Consider the following 14,576-nt stretch of genomic DNA (forward strand, 5'->3'; position numbering starts at 1 on the left):
CGACAACCCAAGGTGCCCCCATGAACGTCATGACCCTGTCCACTCTCACCGACCTCACCGGACTCGAGGTCCTCGATCATCTCGACCGCTCGGTGTCCATCCCCGTGATCGACGGGCTCCAGGCCCAAGGCGATCTCATCGTGGTCCCGCATCGACTCCTGCGCGAGGCGGTCACGACCGGTCGGTGGACTCGGACGTCCGCGGTGCCGCTGTCCGGAATCGAGTTGCTGCGCAGCGCAGCCGGTGGCAATCCGCACAGTCTCGTCGGCGACGCAGGGATCTGCACCTGGTCGACCCCCGTGCACGACACCCGCGGCCTCGCCCTGGGAATCCTCGACACCGAGGTCGTCGCGTATCTGATCCACCCCGAGCACGGGGCGACCGGAATCGCCCCGGGACGTTACGTGATCGGACGTCAACGCGAAGGCGGCACCGAGGTCCATCTCGGATCGCGAGTCCAGCTGGTGGCCGACTGACCCACGCCGGATACGCCTGTCGACGTCATGACCGTTCGTGTGTTGGGCCCTCGTTCTCGCGCGTTGGGCCGTCATGACGCAGTTCCCTGCGACAACGGCCCAACAGCGGCGAACGAGAGCCCAACAGCGGAAATCGCGCGATGATGGTTCGCATGACCGTACGGATGAACACCGTCGCGCGGATGGTTGTCGCCGTGGTGACCGTCGCGGCGTGCATTGTCGGGTGTTCGACGTCGGACACCGCCGGCCCGTCGGACCTCTCGATGTCGACGGTCCCGATGGAGTCCCTGGCGTCCACCGACGACGTGTCAGCGTCCACCACCGGTGCGACGCGTCTGCTCGGCGACCTCACCGGCCGTGAGATGTATCCGGCCGCCCTCTCGCCCGACGGCACCCGCGTCGCCGCCGTCGTGGAGTCACTCGCCGGACGGGTGGTCACGCCGATCGCCGGATACGGGACCGGTTCGGCCGTGACGCGCTACGGACCCACCGAGCTGTGGGTCTGGGACGCACGATCCGGCGCCCGCGTGCTGAGCGCCCCGATCCCGCGGCCCACGTCCATGGCGTTCACCCCCGACGGATCACGGGTCGTCACCGATGACCCGCATCAGCGCGGCGCGCTCCTGCGCGCGTGGGACATCGTCACGGGCCGCCTCGTCGCGACCTACACCCGACCCGGGGAGGGCAATCCGGACGGCACCGACGGCGGCGGCCCGAGCGGGAACACCCCCGCCACCCGCTCGATGTTCGCGGTCGGTCCTGACGGAGCGCAGATCACCACCTACGCGGGCAACGACTTCGCCGGGCCGCCGGGAGAGCCCTACGACGGCATCCGGCGGATCGTCCGCCTGTGGAACACAGGTACAGCCACCATCGACCACACCCTGGAATCCATCACCGGGGCTCGCATCGCGTTCCCACCGGCGTTGGCCTACACACCCGACGGCCAGACGATCGTCGCCGGTTTCACGTCCCCTCGACCCGGCGCGCAGAGCACGTCGACGACCTTCGCCGGTGTCACCACGTGGTCGGCGGCGACGGGCAGACTCCTCACGCGCACCGACATCGACAACGGCAGCGGCACCGCGCAATCCACGATCCGGGATGTCGCAGTACGAGAGGGGAAGCCGGTGGCGGTCGGGCAGACGGTCTCGCCACCGGCGGGGCCTGGCCAACCGGCGGCCGGCACCGCCGTCTGGTTGTACGACACCTCGCGCGGGCGCCAGACGACGCTCGCCCGGTCGGGCGGCGCAGGCGACGGTTTCGACACCGCCGTGAGTCCGGACGGCACGTCGATTGCGGTGCTCACGACCCAGAACGTCTCCACCACAGGGGATCAGGACCCCTACCGACGCCAGGTGCTGACGACTTTCGACGCCACGGCGCCCCGCCGATCCCACGACGTCGCGCTCCCCGACCCGCCGCAATGCACCACCGAGTTCTCGACGCCGGGGACCACCGTCGAGTACAGCCCGGACGGGACGACATTCATGATCGCGGGATGCGGGCTCACGGTGTACGACAGCGCCGACCCGACCCACCGGCGAACCCTGCAGGCGGCCGGCGACGCGCAGCAGTGCGATCTCGGCACCACCGCGCAGTACTCCGGCGACGGGACCCGCATCGTGGGATCGGGTCCGTGCGGAATCCGCCTGTACGACAGCGTGACCGGGCGAGTTGTTGCCGCCACCGGGTGACCGGCGCGCGATCAGCCACGAACGGGATCAGACGCGTACCGGCGCTCGCAGACTGGCCACGGCGGCCTCGGCCGCGCGGCGCAGGGCCGACCGCTCCCCCACGTAGTCGGCGACCGCACCCACCACCGGCAGCGCACTGAGCAATCGCCACGGCTGCTTCGGCGACGGCCGGTGCGACAGGACATCGGAGATCGACCGCAGCAACGCCACCGTCGCCCACACCGACTTCACGATGCCGGCCGGACTCAGCGACCGCTTGCGTTCACGCGCGGCGTCGACCGCCTTCTCGATGTCGGCGGAGGCGCTCGCCGAGTCGTCGGCCGGCTGCGACAACAACCGCCGGGAGTCGACGATCCGATCGCAGAGCACGGCGACGAGCTGGTCGGTCTGCTCGTTCCGGTCGTGGACACCGTGCACCCGCTGGACCGCGCAGATGACGAACGCCTGCTGCGCGAAGCCGAGCAGATCCTGCAGCGGCAGCCGATTCGAGATCGCCCCGAAGACACCGGGATAGGCCACCAACACCGTGCTGAGGCGACCGACCCGGCCGACCCACCACTCGGTGCGCTGCTCGACATTCCATTTGTCCCAGGTCGCGGTGCCGGGCAGACCGGTGTGGTCGGTGACCCAGCGCAGCGAGTCGGTGGCCTTGGCGATCAGGGAGTCGTCGTCGGCCGAGTCGGTGAACGTCAGACGTTTCACGCCGAGCACGTCGCAGCCCTCGAGGACGTCGAGCACCGGATTGATCACCCCGGTCGCGGTGTGGAGCACCCGTGCGATGTCGCGGTCGCTGATCGTGCGCTGCGCCATCAGGCCGCGGTCTCGCGGCGGGCGTGGACGGTGGTCCGCTCCCGCGCGGGGCGACCGATCTGTTCGGCGATCGACCGCAACTCGGCCACGGTCTTCTCCGACCCGTGCTGCGACCCGGCCATGCGCGAGATGGTCTCCTCCATCAACGTGCCGCCGAGGTCGTTGGCGCCGCCCTGCAGCATCACCTGGGTACCGGCGGTACCGAGCTTGACCCAGCTGGTCTGGATGTTGTGGATGCGCCCGTGCAGCATCACGCGTGCGAGGGCGTGCACCGCACGGTTGTCGCGGTGGGTCGGGCCCGGACGCGACGCTCCCGCGAGGTAGAGCGGCGAACTCTGGTGCACGAACGGCAGCGGCACGAACTCGGTGAAACCGCCGGTGCGGTCCTGGATCCCGCGCAGGATGTTCAGATGCCCCACCCAGTGTTTCGGGGCATCGACGTGGCCGTACATCATCGTCGAGCTCGACCGCAGTCCCACCTCGTGCGCGGTGGTGACGACGTCGATCCAGGACGCGGTGGGCAGTTTGCCCTTGGTGAGCACCCAGCGGACCTCGTCGTCGAGGATCTCCGCCGCGGTACCGGGGATGGTGTCGAGTCCGGCCTCACGCAGCTGGGTCAGCCACTCGCGCACGCTCTGTCCGCCGCGCGACGCACCGTTGACGATCTCCATCGGCGAGAACGCATGGACGTGCATCGAGGGCACCCGGGCCTTCACCGCCCGCACCAGATCGGCGTAGCCGGTGACCGGCAGCTCCGGGTCGATGCCGCCCTGCATGCAGACCTCGGTGGCGCCGGCGACGTGCGCCTCCCACGCCCGGTCGGCGACCTCGTCGGCCGAGAGCGTGTACGCGTCGGCGTCACCCTTGCGCTGGGCGAACGCACAGAACCGGCATCCGGTGTAGCAGATGTTGGTGAAGTTGATGTTCCGGTTGACGACGTAGGTGACGTCGTCGCCGTTGACCTCCTTGCGCAGCGAGTCGGCGAGTGCCACAAGCGCTTCGAGTCCGTCACCGTCGGCCGTCGCGAGCGCGAGGTAGTCGGCGTCGCTGCAGGCGGCGGGGTCCTTCTCGGCGTTGCGCAGTGCGGTCAACACGTCGGCGTCGAGGCGGGCGGGCGCCGCCGCGGCGTCGGCCGAGAGGGCCAGCACCTGCTCGCGCACGGTGTCCCAGTCGCCGAATGCGCTGCCGAGATCGCTACGGGTCTCGGTGTTGCGGCCCTCGGAGTCGATGGCGGTGTGCAGGTCGACGCGTCCGGTGGACTGCCAGTCCTCGTCGGGCTCCTGCCAGGGCAGACCCACCGGGATGACGTCGGCGGCGAGACCGGTGACCGGATCGGACAGGGCGCGCACGTGTCCGGTGATCCGCGGATCGATCCAGGGCTGCCCGGCCAGGACGTACTGCGGCTGCGCCGCAACACGTTCGGTCAGCGTGTAGCCGGTGTCGGCGGTGATCTGGGCGAGCGCGTCGAGGTTCGGCCACGGCCGCTCGGGGTTCACGTGATCCGGGGTCAGCGGCGAGACTCCACCCCAGTCGTCGACGCCGGCGGCGATCAGTGCGGCGCACTCGTCGGCCGAGACCAGGTTCGGCGGCGCCTGGATCCGCATCGACGGTCCGAGCAGGACCCGGGCGACGGCGACCGCGGCGATGAACTCGTCGATGTCGGCGTCGGGCACCGAGCGCATCGCCGTGTCCGACTTCGCCCGGAAGTTCTGGATGATCACCTCTTGGATGTGACCGAAAGCCTTGTGCGTCGAGCGGATCTCGAGAAGCGACTCCGCGCGTTCGTGCCGCGTCTCGCCGATCCCCACGAGGATCCCGGTGGTGAACGGCACCGACAGCCGGCCCGCGTCGACCAGGACGCGCTTGCGCACCTCGGGGTCCTTGTCGGGACTGCCGTTGTGGCACTCCCCCTTGTCGGTGAACAGGCGCCGCGAGGTGGTCTCGAGCATCATGCCCATCGACGGGGCGACCGGCTTGAGGCGCGAGATCTCCTCCCACGTCATCACCCCGGGGTTGAGGTGCGGCAGCAGACCGGTCTCCTCGAGGACCCGGATCGACGCCGCGCGCACGTAGTCCAGGGTCGAGTCGTAACCACGCTCGTCGAGCCACTGGGCGGCCTCGGGCCACCGGTCCTCGGGGCGGTCGCCGAGGGTGAACAAGGCCTCTTTGCATCCCAGCTCGGCGCCGCGACGCGCGATGTCGAGGACCTCGTCCATCTCCAGGAACGCGCCGTGTCCCTCGCGGGCCAGCTTTCCGGGAACGGTGACGAAGGTGCAGTAGTGGCACTTGTCGCGACACAGTCGGGTCAGCGGGATGAACACCTTGCGGGAATAGGTGACCTGGTGGTCGCGGCCCTGCGCGGTCAGACCCGCATCGCGGACCCGTCCCGCCGACGTGGACAGGTCGGCTAGGTCGTCACCACGGGCGGCGAGCAGCACGGTCGCCTCGTCGACGTTGATCGTCGCGCCGTCACGAACGCGTCGCAACGCGCGCCGCATGGCCGACGGGGTCGGTGCGGGTTCGTCGGGCGACGGGGCCGCGGCAACGGTCACGGGGTCGGTGTGCGCCGCTGTCGGGGAGCCGACGAAGGTGGGCGCGGGGAGATCGGTTGACTCACGGTGTTCGGATGTCACCCTCCGATCATGCGCCATCGGAGCGGTGGGCGGTCATTCCCGCCCCCTGATCCGCCCTAGGAGGTGCCGCGCGGCTGCGGTAGACGTCCCGACCAGGACACCACCACCGGGATGCCGGCACCGAAGACGACCAGCAGCAACGTGCGCCAATCGGTGTACAACAGGGCGTCCCCACCGGGGCCGGCGAACAGTCCGAACCCCATTGCGATCACCCATCCGCCCAACGGGAGCATGCGCGCCGGGGTGCCGGTGTGTCCGGCGGCCAGCCACAGCAGGACGCCGTTGGCGAGGCCACCGATCAGGGCGGTCGCCGGAACCGGGACGGAACCGACATAGACGTTGAGGAACGCCACGCTGAGCAGGCCGACGATGAACCCGTCGAGGGTGAGCACCCCGAGCAGCACGCGGTCGACCGGACGCATCGTCACGCGTCCACGGTCGACGGCCCGAACAGATCGGTCTCACGCTCGCCGGGGGCGGGCGGTTCGAGTTCACCCTCGACGAGGATGAAGTGCTCTTCGGGGTGGATGGGCTGGACGATGTTGTTCGACAGCGCGTACTCGGTGCGGCTCGGCGCCACCGTCACCTGGGTGGCGTGGGCGGCCAGGGCGTCGACCTTGCGCTCGAAGACGGCGCGGACGTCGATGCCGGTGGTGATGTCGGTGTCGGGGTAACGCGGCAGCTCGTCGGCCAGCGGCATCCGCCAGCCGTCGGGAACCCGCGCGTCGACGCCGTCGAGTCCGCGCTCGAGCGCGGACGCCTCGGTGACCGACCAGTAGTGCTTGGCCACCGACCACCCGCGGGTGCGGGCCTCGTCGATCGCGGCGCCGCAGATGCGGTGGACCTCGACATGGTCGGGATGGCCGTAGGTCCCCGCGGGGTCATAGCCGACGAGCACCTGCGGGCGCAGCGCCACGATGAGGTCGGCCAGCGCGGCGACGGGCTCGGCCGGCGCGGCGTTGGTGAACGCACGAGGGTGTTCGGCCGCGGGCGAACCGGCCATCCCGGAGTCACGCCACCGACCGGCACCACCGAGGAAGGTGGGGACGAGAGAAGTGCCCGGCGCGGCGAGCGCGTCGAGCGCGCGGGTCAGTTCCAGCACGCGGTAGCCGCCGAGTTGGTCGGCACCCCCGTCGGCGGCGAGCCCGGCCCACCGATCGCCGATGACCTCGCCCTCCTCGCCCAGGGTGCAGGTGACGACGGTGACCTCGGCGCCCGCGGCCACATACCGGGCGATGATCCCGCCGGTCATGATCGATTCGTCATCGGGATGGGCGTGCACGACCATCAGTCGGCGCGATCCCGACCCGTGTGTTGTAGACGTCATCGCTGGGCGATCCCCCAGGTGCCGGAGTTGCCGAAGATGCCGGTGGCCACGGGACCGTCGAGGCGCACGTTCGTCGTCCCCGGGCCGACCGCGGTGAGCAGCGAGTCCTGATAGATCGGCAGGTAGACGTGCTGGGCGGCGACGGCGGTCTCCGCCTCACGGAGCGCGGCCGACGGGTCGGCGACGCTCAGGGCACGGTTGGCCAGGCTGCCCAGCGTGGGGTCGCAGAGTCCGGAGACGTTGCTGGCGTAGCGCTCGTCGTCCGTGGCCGACGACCGGTCGGGGGTGGTCGTCTGCGATGCGCTCGGCGCGACGGAGGTGGGGACGGCGCCACTCGGGGTCGGTGTCGCCGACGTGGTACCGGTGGCACCGGATCGCGGGACGTCGCACTCGGTGCTCGACGCGAGCCGGGTGGCCGGCGAGACCCCCGCCGACTGCCACCCCACGACGATGTCGACGCCGGGATCGGTGAGTGCGGTGCCGTAGAGCTCGGGCGCGGGCAGCGCGCGCACCTCGGCGAGGATGCCCGCCCCACGCAGCTGATCGCTGAGGCTGTCGGCGACGGCGCGTGTGCGGACGTCACCGGCGACGACACCGATGCGTACGGCCAGCGTCGTACCGCCGCGCTGCAGCGGCACGACGCCCTGCGGCAGGGTCGCGGTGGTCGACGACCCGCCGTCGGTGGTGGACGTCGTGGTTGTCGGGGCCGCCGACTGGTCGGTGGCAGGTGCGCTCGCACCGCTCGACGACGGCGGTGTGGTCGACGCCGCGGCGGGGACCGGGAAATAACCGCCCGTCGCGAAGTACCCGGCGACGGTCGCCGCGTCCGGGGCGGGGCGGTCGGTGGCGAAGTACCCCGGGTCCGACGGCTGGTAGACGGTGTTCGCGAACGGCGTGACCGTGGCCTCGCCCGCACCGGCGTCGATGAGCACCTGCGGATCGACCACGCCGAGGATCCCCTGCCGCACGGCGACATCGGACATGATCGGACTCCGCGTGTTCAGGGTGATGCCGAGCGATCGACCGACCGCGGTCCGTCCGGTGACGACGCCGGGGATGGCCCCGAGACTCCCGGCGAGGGCGGGCCCGCCGGCCAGGGCGACGACGCGGGTGTCGCTCGAACGGAGTGACTCGGCGAGCTGGGTGGACGTACCCACGCGGTGCAACACGATCTGGTCGACGACCGCGGGGGTGCGCCAGTACCGGTCGTTGCGCTGCAGGCGGATCTCGTCGCGGCTGGAGTCGATGCCGCTGATCGCGAACCGGCCTGCCGAGACGGGCATCCCGGTGTCCATTCCGGTCTGGAAACCGTTGGGGACGCCGCGCAGGGCGTGGGACGGCAGCAACGAGGTGAACAGCTCACGCCAGGCCGGGTAGGGGGCCCGGAACCGGACCACCGCCTCCTTGCCGCCTGCACGGGACGTGACGTCGTCGATGAGCCGGTAGCCGGCGGGTGCCACGGTGCCGGGCTGACGCGACATCTGTTCCCAGAGGTACGAGAAGTCCTCGCCGGTGACGGGCAGGCCGTCGGACCACTGGGCGTCCTGGGCGATCCGGTAGGTGACCGTGAACGGCGACTGCGACGTCACCTCTGCGCCGATGAGCACCGCGGGGTCGAGAAACCACGCCACCCCCGTCGGCGTGGCGACGGGAGTGAACGCGCTCGGCAGGGTCATCGCGGCGACCGCCGCGGTGACCGGACTCTGATCCGCCGACAGATGCGGGTTGAAACCCACCCCGATCGTGTCGGTGGCCACCGAGATCGTCTGTCCCTGCGGGACATCGGTCGGCGGCGGCGGGGCCTCCGACTGCTGCACCGGGGGCGGCGGGTCGGCGGTGCACGCCGCGGTCGCGACCGCGACGACGCACCAGAGCGCGAACATCACCCGCGCGGCACCCCGGCGGCTCATCGTCGCGAACACCTCAGCATTGTCGCCGATGCTCCGATCAGACGTTCGCGTTACGTGCCTTGGCACGCGACCGCTCGCGGCCACGGGTGGTGGCGTCGAGGTCGACCTTGCGCACGCGGACGACCTCGGGGGTCACCTCGACGCACTCGTCATCGGTACAGAACTCCATCGCGGCCTCGAGCTCGAGCTTGATCGGCTTGGCGAGGGTCTCCATCACGTCGGCGGAGGACTGACGCATGTTGGTCAGCTTCTTCTCCTTGGTGACGTTGATGTCGAGGTCCTCCATGCGCGGGTTGATGCCCACGACCATGCCCTCGTAGGTGTCGGCACCCGGCTCCACGAAGAACGTGCCGCGATCGGCGAGCTGGATCATCGCGAACGGGGTCACCGAGCCCGCGCGGTCGGAGACCAGCGAACCGGTGTGGCGGGCGCGGATCTCGCCGGCCCACGGCGCGTAACCGTCGAACACGGCGTTGGCGATGCCGGTACCGCGGGTCTCGGTGAGGAAGTCGGTGCGGAATCCGATGAGTCCGCGCGACGGGACGATGAACTCCATGCGGACCCAGCCGCTGCCGTGGTTGGTCATGTCACCCATGCGACCCTTGCGGGCGGCCAGCAGCTGCGTGACGGCGCCCAGGTACTCCTCGGGGACGTCGATGGTCAGGTGCTCGAAGGGCTCGTGCAGCTTGCCGTCGACCTGCTTGGTGACCACCTGGGGCTTGCCCACGGTGAGCTCGAAGCCCTCACGACGCATCTGCTCGACGAGGATCGCGAGCGCGAGCTCACCACGGCCCTGGACCTCCCAGGCGTCCGGGCGGCCGATGTCGAGGACGCGCAGCGAGACGTTGCCGACCAGTTCGCTGTCGAGACGGTCCTTGACCATGCGCGAGGTGAGCTTGTGGCCCTTGACCCGACCGACCAGCGGCGAGGTGTTGGTGCCGATGGTCACCGAGATCGCGGGCTCGTCGACGGTGATGCGGGGCAGGGCGATCGGGTTGTCCACGTCGGCGAGGGTGTCGCCGATCATGATCTCCGGCATACCGGCGACGGCGACGATGTCGCCGGCCACGGCGGTCTCACCCGGGGTGCGTGCCACGCCGACGGTGACCAGGAGCTCGGTGATCTTCGCGCGCTCGGTGACGGGCTCGCCGTCGACCTCACGCATCCAGGCCACGGTCTGCCCCTTCTTCAGGGTGCCCGCGTACAGACGGACCAGCGCGAGGCGGCCGAGGAACGGCGACGCGTCGAGGTTGGTGACGTGGGCCTGCAGCGGCGCGTCGAGATCGCCCTTGGGCGCGGGCACGTAGGACAGCAGCATGTCGAACAGCGGATCGAGGTTCTCGCCCTCGGGGACGTTGCCGTTCTCGGGTGCGACGGTGCTGGCGATGCCTGCGCGGCCCGATGCGTAGAGGACCGGCAGGTCGAGTGCCAGCTCGGCGGCCTCGGCGGCCTCCTCGTCGACGTCGGAGGCCAGGTCGAGGATGAGGTCGTGGCTCTCGGAGACCACCTCGGCGATGCGGGCATCAGGGCGGTCGGTCTTGTTCACCAGCAGGATCACCGGCAGCGAGGCAGCGAGGGCCTTGCGCAGCACGAAGCGGGTCTGCGGGAGCGGGCCCTCGGAGGCGTCGACGAGGAGCACGACACCGTCGACCATGGACAGTCCGCGCTCGACCTCGCCACCGAAGTCGGCGTGGCCGGGGGTGTCGATGACGTTGATGACGACCTCGGTGCCGTCGGGCTGACGACGGTGCACGGCGGTGTTCTTCGCGAGAATGGTGATGCCCTTCTCGCGCTCGAGGTCACCGGAGTCCATCACCCGGTCGACGACCTCTTCCCGCTCGGTGAAGACACCGGACTGTCGAAGCATCGCGTCGACCAACGTGGTCTTGCCGTGGTCGACGTGCGCCACGATCGCGACGTTACGGAAGTTCGGAGCAGCATTCACTGGGCGTGTCTTTCGGGTATTGGACATACGAAAACGACCGGGCACGGCGCCTGACCGTTGTCCAGGGTATCGGTAGGGCCGTTGAGATGACCGTCACAGAGGCTCAGAAGGTCGATGAACGCTCTGCTAATGTCTGCCGACATAGGGTGTGCTTACCTAAGTTCGACCCGGCAACGCAGTGATCCGACAGTGAGGTCTTCTCAGTTCCATGGCAAAGGTGACGGCCGCGACCTTCACGAAGGTGAAGCCCAAGAAGAAGTGCTGCCGCAAGTCGACGCGGTGTGCTGTGTGCCCCGTCGTACTGCACCGTCTGGGCAAGATGGATGCGCACGAGTTCTCGAACAAGCAGTTCACCAAGGCCCTGAAGAAGGCCCGCGCCGCCTGAATCCGACGTACCTCCCGAAAAGGGTCGACATCGAGTCGCTCACCAGTACGATTCCCCGCAGTTGTTCATCGCCCCGACCGTCACCGACGCGTCACTCGGTCTTCTGACGAGAGCGGGCACGGGGAGGGGTCCTGGATGAGGTTTCGTTCGATTCTCGCTGTCGTCACCACCGCGAGCGTCACGCTCTCGGTCGCGGCCACCATCGGGGTCTCCGCGCCCGCCTCGGCGGCACCGTGCGGCAACCGCGGGATCTTCGGGTCGAGCCTGGCCTTCGGCAGCAGCCTGGGCGGCCTTCTCGGTCGACGCAGCGACCAGAAGCCGCTGCCGCGGGTGCCGACCGGCAACACGCGGACCGTCGGGTGGGTCACCGGCGCGCTCTCGCAGAATCACACCGACACCCGCTTCGGGATCTCCGGCACCGACCTCGGCATCTCGTGGGACAACGGGTCCGGGCAGACCCTGATGGCGTTCGGCGACACCTATGGCGACTGCAACGCCCCCGGACAGCAGTGGCGACACAACACGATCCTGCGGACCTCCGACACCACCCCGGGCGACGGCGTGGGCATCCCGTCCGGCGTGCCCGGCAACGTCCGTTCGGGCGCGTCGGTGTCGTCGTCCACACCCCGCAGGGCGTCGGAAAGCGTTCCGTCCCCCGGCATCCCGGGTGTCGCGATCACGACGATCCCGACCGCGGGGATCGCCATCAACGGCATCCAGTTCATGAACTACATGTCGGTGCGGTCATGGGGCGACGCCGGACGATGGGTGACCAACTACTCGGCCGTGGCGGTCTCGCGCGACAACGGCCAGACCTGGACGACGGCGCAATCGACCGTGCGACCCAACCTGATCTCGCCGTCGGCGGGGGCGAAGGTCGTCGACGACAGCAACGGCAAGTTCCAGCAGAGCGCCTACCTGACGGGCCGCGACGGCTTCATCTACCAGTACGGAACCCCGAACGGGCGTTTCGGCGCCGCGTTCGTCACACGCTTCCGCCCCGCCGACATCCTCGACCTGAAGAAGTACGAGTACTTCACCGGCGACAAGGCCAGGCCGTGGTCGCCCGATCAGACGAGGTCGAAGGCCATCGTCCGCGAACCCGTCGGCGAGATGTCGGTGGCGTGGAACGCCTATCTGGGGCGCTACCTCATGCTGGCGGGCAACAACGGCAACGGGTCGTTGGCGCTGCGCACCGCGACCGCCCCCGAGGGACCGTGGAGCGCCCCGACAACCCTGCTGAACTCGAGGCAGCTCAGCGGCGTCTACGCGCCGTACATCTACGCCGGCTCCCCCAAGGGCGGGCAGTACCTGTACTTCACGGCCTCGCGCTGGCAGGACTACAACGTGATGATGCTGCGCACCGATCTCACCAGGATCCCCGTCCGCTGACCTGCGGTACGTCGTAACGATCCGGCATCTGTTCGGTCGCAATCGATCTCTCGATACGGGCTCGGGCACAGCGGCCGGGGATCATCGTCGGGTAAATCCCACTAGCCCCATCAGTCACACGAGTCACAGAGATGTGACGGGGATCAGACGATGGCGGGCTCGGTACCGAGGAGTGTCATGTCCGCCCTACGTCGCAGCGTCGTCCTGTTGACCACCGCGTGTACCGCCGCGGCCACCCTCGCCGGCGTCGGCCTCGCCGGGCCCGCGTCCGCCGCACCCTGCGGCAACGAGGGCCTGCTCGGCTCCTCTCCGCTGGGCCAGGCGCTCGGCAACGCATTCGGCAGCAGCGGCGCCGGCCCCCTGTTGGGCAGGAGCAGCGCCCAGGGGGCGCTCCCGGTCGTCGACTCCGGCAACACCCGTCCGGTCGCGTGGGTGACCGGCGGCAGGTCGCCGAACCGCACCGACACCCGCTTCGGGATCACCGGCACCGACCTCGGGATCTCCTGGGACAACGGTTCGGGGCAGACGCTGATGGCGTTCGGCGACACGTTCGGCGACTGCAACGCCCCGCGGCAGCAGTGGCGGCACAACCTCATCCTGCGCACCACCGACACCGACCCCGCCGACGGTGTCACCATCGGCGACGGGGTGCCCGGTGACGTCCGGTCCGGCGCCGTCGTCGCCTCGGCCACACCGCGATACGCGAGCGAGTCCATCCCCGCCCTGGAGGTGTCCGGCGTCGAGGTGACCACCATCCCGACCGCGGCGATCGCGATCGACGGCGTGCAGTACATGAACTTCATGTCGGTCCGTCAGTGGGGCGGGCCCGGTCGGTGGGTGACCAACTCCTCGGCCATCGCTGTCTCCCGCGACAACGGTCAGACGTGGGCCACCGACCCGAAGACGGTGCGGCTCAACCTCCCGGTGTCGATCCCCGGCGTCGAGCAGATCGACGACAGCAACGGCAAGTACCAGCAGAGCGCCTACCTCCGGGGACACGGCGAGGACCAGTACATCTACCAGTACAGCACCCCCAACGGTCGCTACGGCGCGGCCTTCTTGTGCCGGTTCCTGCCCGGCAACATCCTGGATCTGAGCAAGTACCAGTACTACACCGGCGACGCGGGCGATCCCTGGTCATCGGAGACCACGAAGTCGAAAGCCGTTGTCACCGAGCCGGTCAGCGAGCTGTCGGTGTCCTGGAACAAGCGTCTGCAGCGGTATCTGATGCTCTACGGCAACGAGGCGAACGGCACCATCGCGATGCGCACCGCGACCCGGCCCGAGGGGCCGTTCAGCGCACCGGTCACGCTGCTCACGCGTCAGCAACTCGGCGGCGTCTACGCGCCGTACGTCTACCCGTCCACCGGCGGCGACGACCGGTACCTGTACTTCACCGCCTCACGCTGGCTCGACTACAACGTGATGATGCTGCGCACCGACCTGTCCCAGATCGCCGTCGGCTGAGCCGTTCTCAGCAGTCGTTGGGCTCGTCGGTCTTGACCACCGACAGCACCGCGTCACCCTCACCGATGCGCGAACCCGGTGCGGGCGACTGCGACACCACGATCCAGTTCCGGTCGAACAGCTGGGCCCGGCCCTTGCCGGTCGCGTCCTCGCTGCGGGAGTAGAAGACCCCGGTCTTCTGGATGCGATCTTGCGCCGCTTGCAGATTCATGCACACCACATCGGGCATGATGCCCGCTCCGTCGGCCGCCGACGCGGTGGGCCGCGGTGCGACCGAGCTGCTCGACGGGGTGGTCGGGGTCGGGGCCACCGTCCGTTCGACGGTGACGGTGCTCGCGACCGCGGGCGTCGCCGGGGTGTCGTCACCTCCCCCGCTCGCGACGACCACCGCGATCACGACGACGAGGAGCACCACCGCGGCCCCCAGGATGATCCATGCGGCCGCGTTGCGTCGCGGGGACGGGTGGTCCTGCTTGTCGAACGGGTCGGTCTCGTCCCCGTGATCGAAACGGCTGGTCGGCGGCAATGACATGA

12 protein-coding genes are annotated in these 14,576 nt (G+C 69.6%); 5 read left to right on the forward strand and 7 right to left on the reverse strand.

What is annotated here, in order from left to right:
* The first annotated feature begins 20 nt into the window (after nt 1-20).
* Both LX13_RS15745 and LX13_RS15750 read left to right on the forward strand, forming a co-directional pair.
* Nucleotides 21-476: a DUF8820 family protein gene (locus LX13_RS15745; RefSeq protein WP_253662247.1), complete on the forward strand. Its 456-nt coding sequence runs from the start codon at nt 21-23 to the stop codon at nt 474-476.
* A 152-nt stretch (nt 477-628) separates the two neighbouring features.
* Nucleotides 629-2,173, forward strand: coding sequence for a WD40 repeat domain-containing protein (locus LX13_RS15750; RefSeq protein WP_253662248.1), 1,545 nt, complete (start codon nt 629-631; stop codon nt 2,171-2,173).
* A gap of 27 nt (nt 2,174-2,200) precedes the next feature.
* On the opposite strand, the gene LX13_RS15755 is transcribed toward LX13_RS15750, so the two are convergent.
* The 6 genes from LX13_RS15755 to typA are packed head-to-tail and all read right to left on the reverse strand — an operon-like array spanning nt 2,201 to nt 10,798.
* A complete protein-coding gene (locus LX13_RS15755) occupies nt 2,201-2,983 on the reverse strand; it encodes a hypothetical protein (RefSeq protein ID WP_253662249.1) in 783 nt (260 codons plus the stop codon).
* Complete coding sequence (locus tag LX13_RS15760) at nt 2,983-5,634, reverse strand: bifunctional FO biosynthesis protein CofGH (RefSeq protein WP_301301278.1); 2,652 nt, start codon at nt 5,632-5,634, stop codon at nt 2,983-2,985. Before LX13_RS15760 ends, LX13_RS15755 begins: the two co-directional genes overlap by 1 nt.
* A 38-nt stretch (nt 5,635-5,672) precedes the next feature.
* A complete protein-coding gene (locus LX13_RS15765; RefSeq protein ID WP_253662786.1) occupies nt 5,673-6,038 on the reverse strand; it encodes a facilitated glucose transporter in 366 nt (121 codons plus the stop codon).
* A 2-nt stretch (nt 6,039-6,040) separates the two neighbouring features.
* Entirely contained in the window at nt 6,041-6,943 is a 903-nt protein-coding gene (mshB, locus tag LX13_RS15770; RefSeq protein WP_253662250.1) for an N-acetyl-1-D-myo-inositol-2-amino-2-deoxy-alpha-D-glucopyranoside deacetylase, read from the reverse strand.
* Entirely contained in the window at nt 6,940-8,853 is a 1,914-nt protein-coding gene (locus LX13_RS15775; RefSeq protein ID WP_253662251.1) for an ABC transporter family substrate-binding protein, read from the reverse strand. The genes mshB and LX13_RS15775 overlap by 4 nt, the downstream gene beginning before the upstream one ends.
* Before the next feature lie 37 nt (nt 8,854-8,890).
* The gene (gene typA, locus LX13_RS15780) at nt 8,891-10,798 is read right to left on the reverse strand and encodes a translational GTPase TypA (RefSeq protein WP_188489784.1); all 1,908 of its coding nucleotides are present in this window, start codon (nt 10,796-10,798) and stop codon (nt 8,891-8,893) included.
* Between the two features lie 208 nt (nt 10,799-11,006).
* On the opposite strand from typA, the gene LX13_RS15785 reads away from it, so the two are divergent.
* From LX13_RS15785 to LX13_RS15795, 3 genes are all read left to right on the forward strand, one after another.
* Entirely contained in the window at nt 11,007-11,183 is a 177-nt protein-coding gene (locus LX13_RS15785) for a hypothetical protein (protein WP_253662252.1), read from the forward strand.
* 135 nt (nt 11,184-11,318) lie between these two features.
* Nucleotides 11,319-12,575 carry a glycoside hydrolase family 183 protein gene (locus LX13_RS15790; protein ID WP_253662253.1) on the forward strand — a complete coding sequence of 419 codons (1,257 nt, stop codon included), beginning with the start codon at nt 11,319-11,321 and terminating at the stop codon, nt 12,573-12,575.
* 177 nt (nt 12,576-12,752) lie between these two features.
* Nucleotides 12,753-14,042, forward strand: a complete 1,290-nt coding sequence (locus LX13_RS15795) for a glycoside hydrolase family 183 protein (RefSeq protein ID WP_253662254.1) — start codon at nt 12,753-12,755, stop codon at nt 14,040-14,042.
* Nucleotides 14,043-14,049: 7 nt separating this feature from the next.
* Here LX13_RS15795 and LX13_RS15800 read toward each other — a convergent pair whose 3' ends face one another.
* A complete protein-coding gene (locus LX13_RS15800; protein WP_253662255.1) occupies nt 14,050-14,574 on the reverse strand; it encodes a PASTA domain-containing protein in 525 nt (174 codons plus the stop codon).
* Nucleotides 14,575-14,576 lie beyond the last annotated feature (2 nt).

This window comes from Williamsia maris (genome assembly GCF_024171815.1).
Taxonomy (GTDB): Bacteria; Actinomycetota; Actinomycetes; order Mycobacteriales; family Mycobacteriaceae; genus Williamsia_A; species Williamsia_A maris.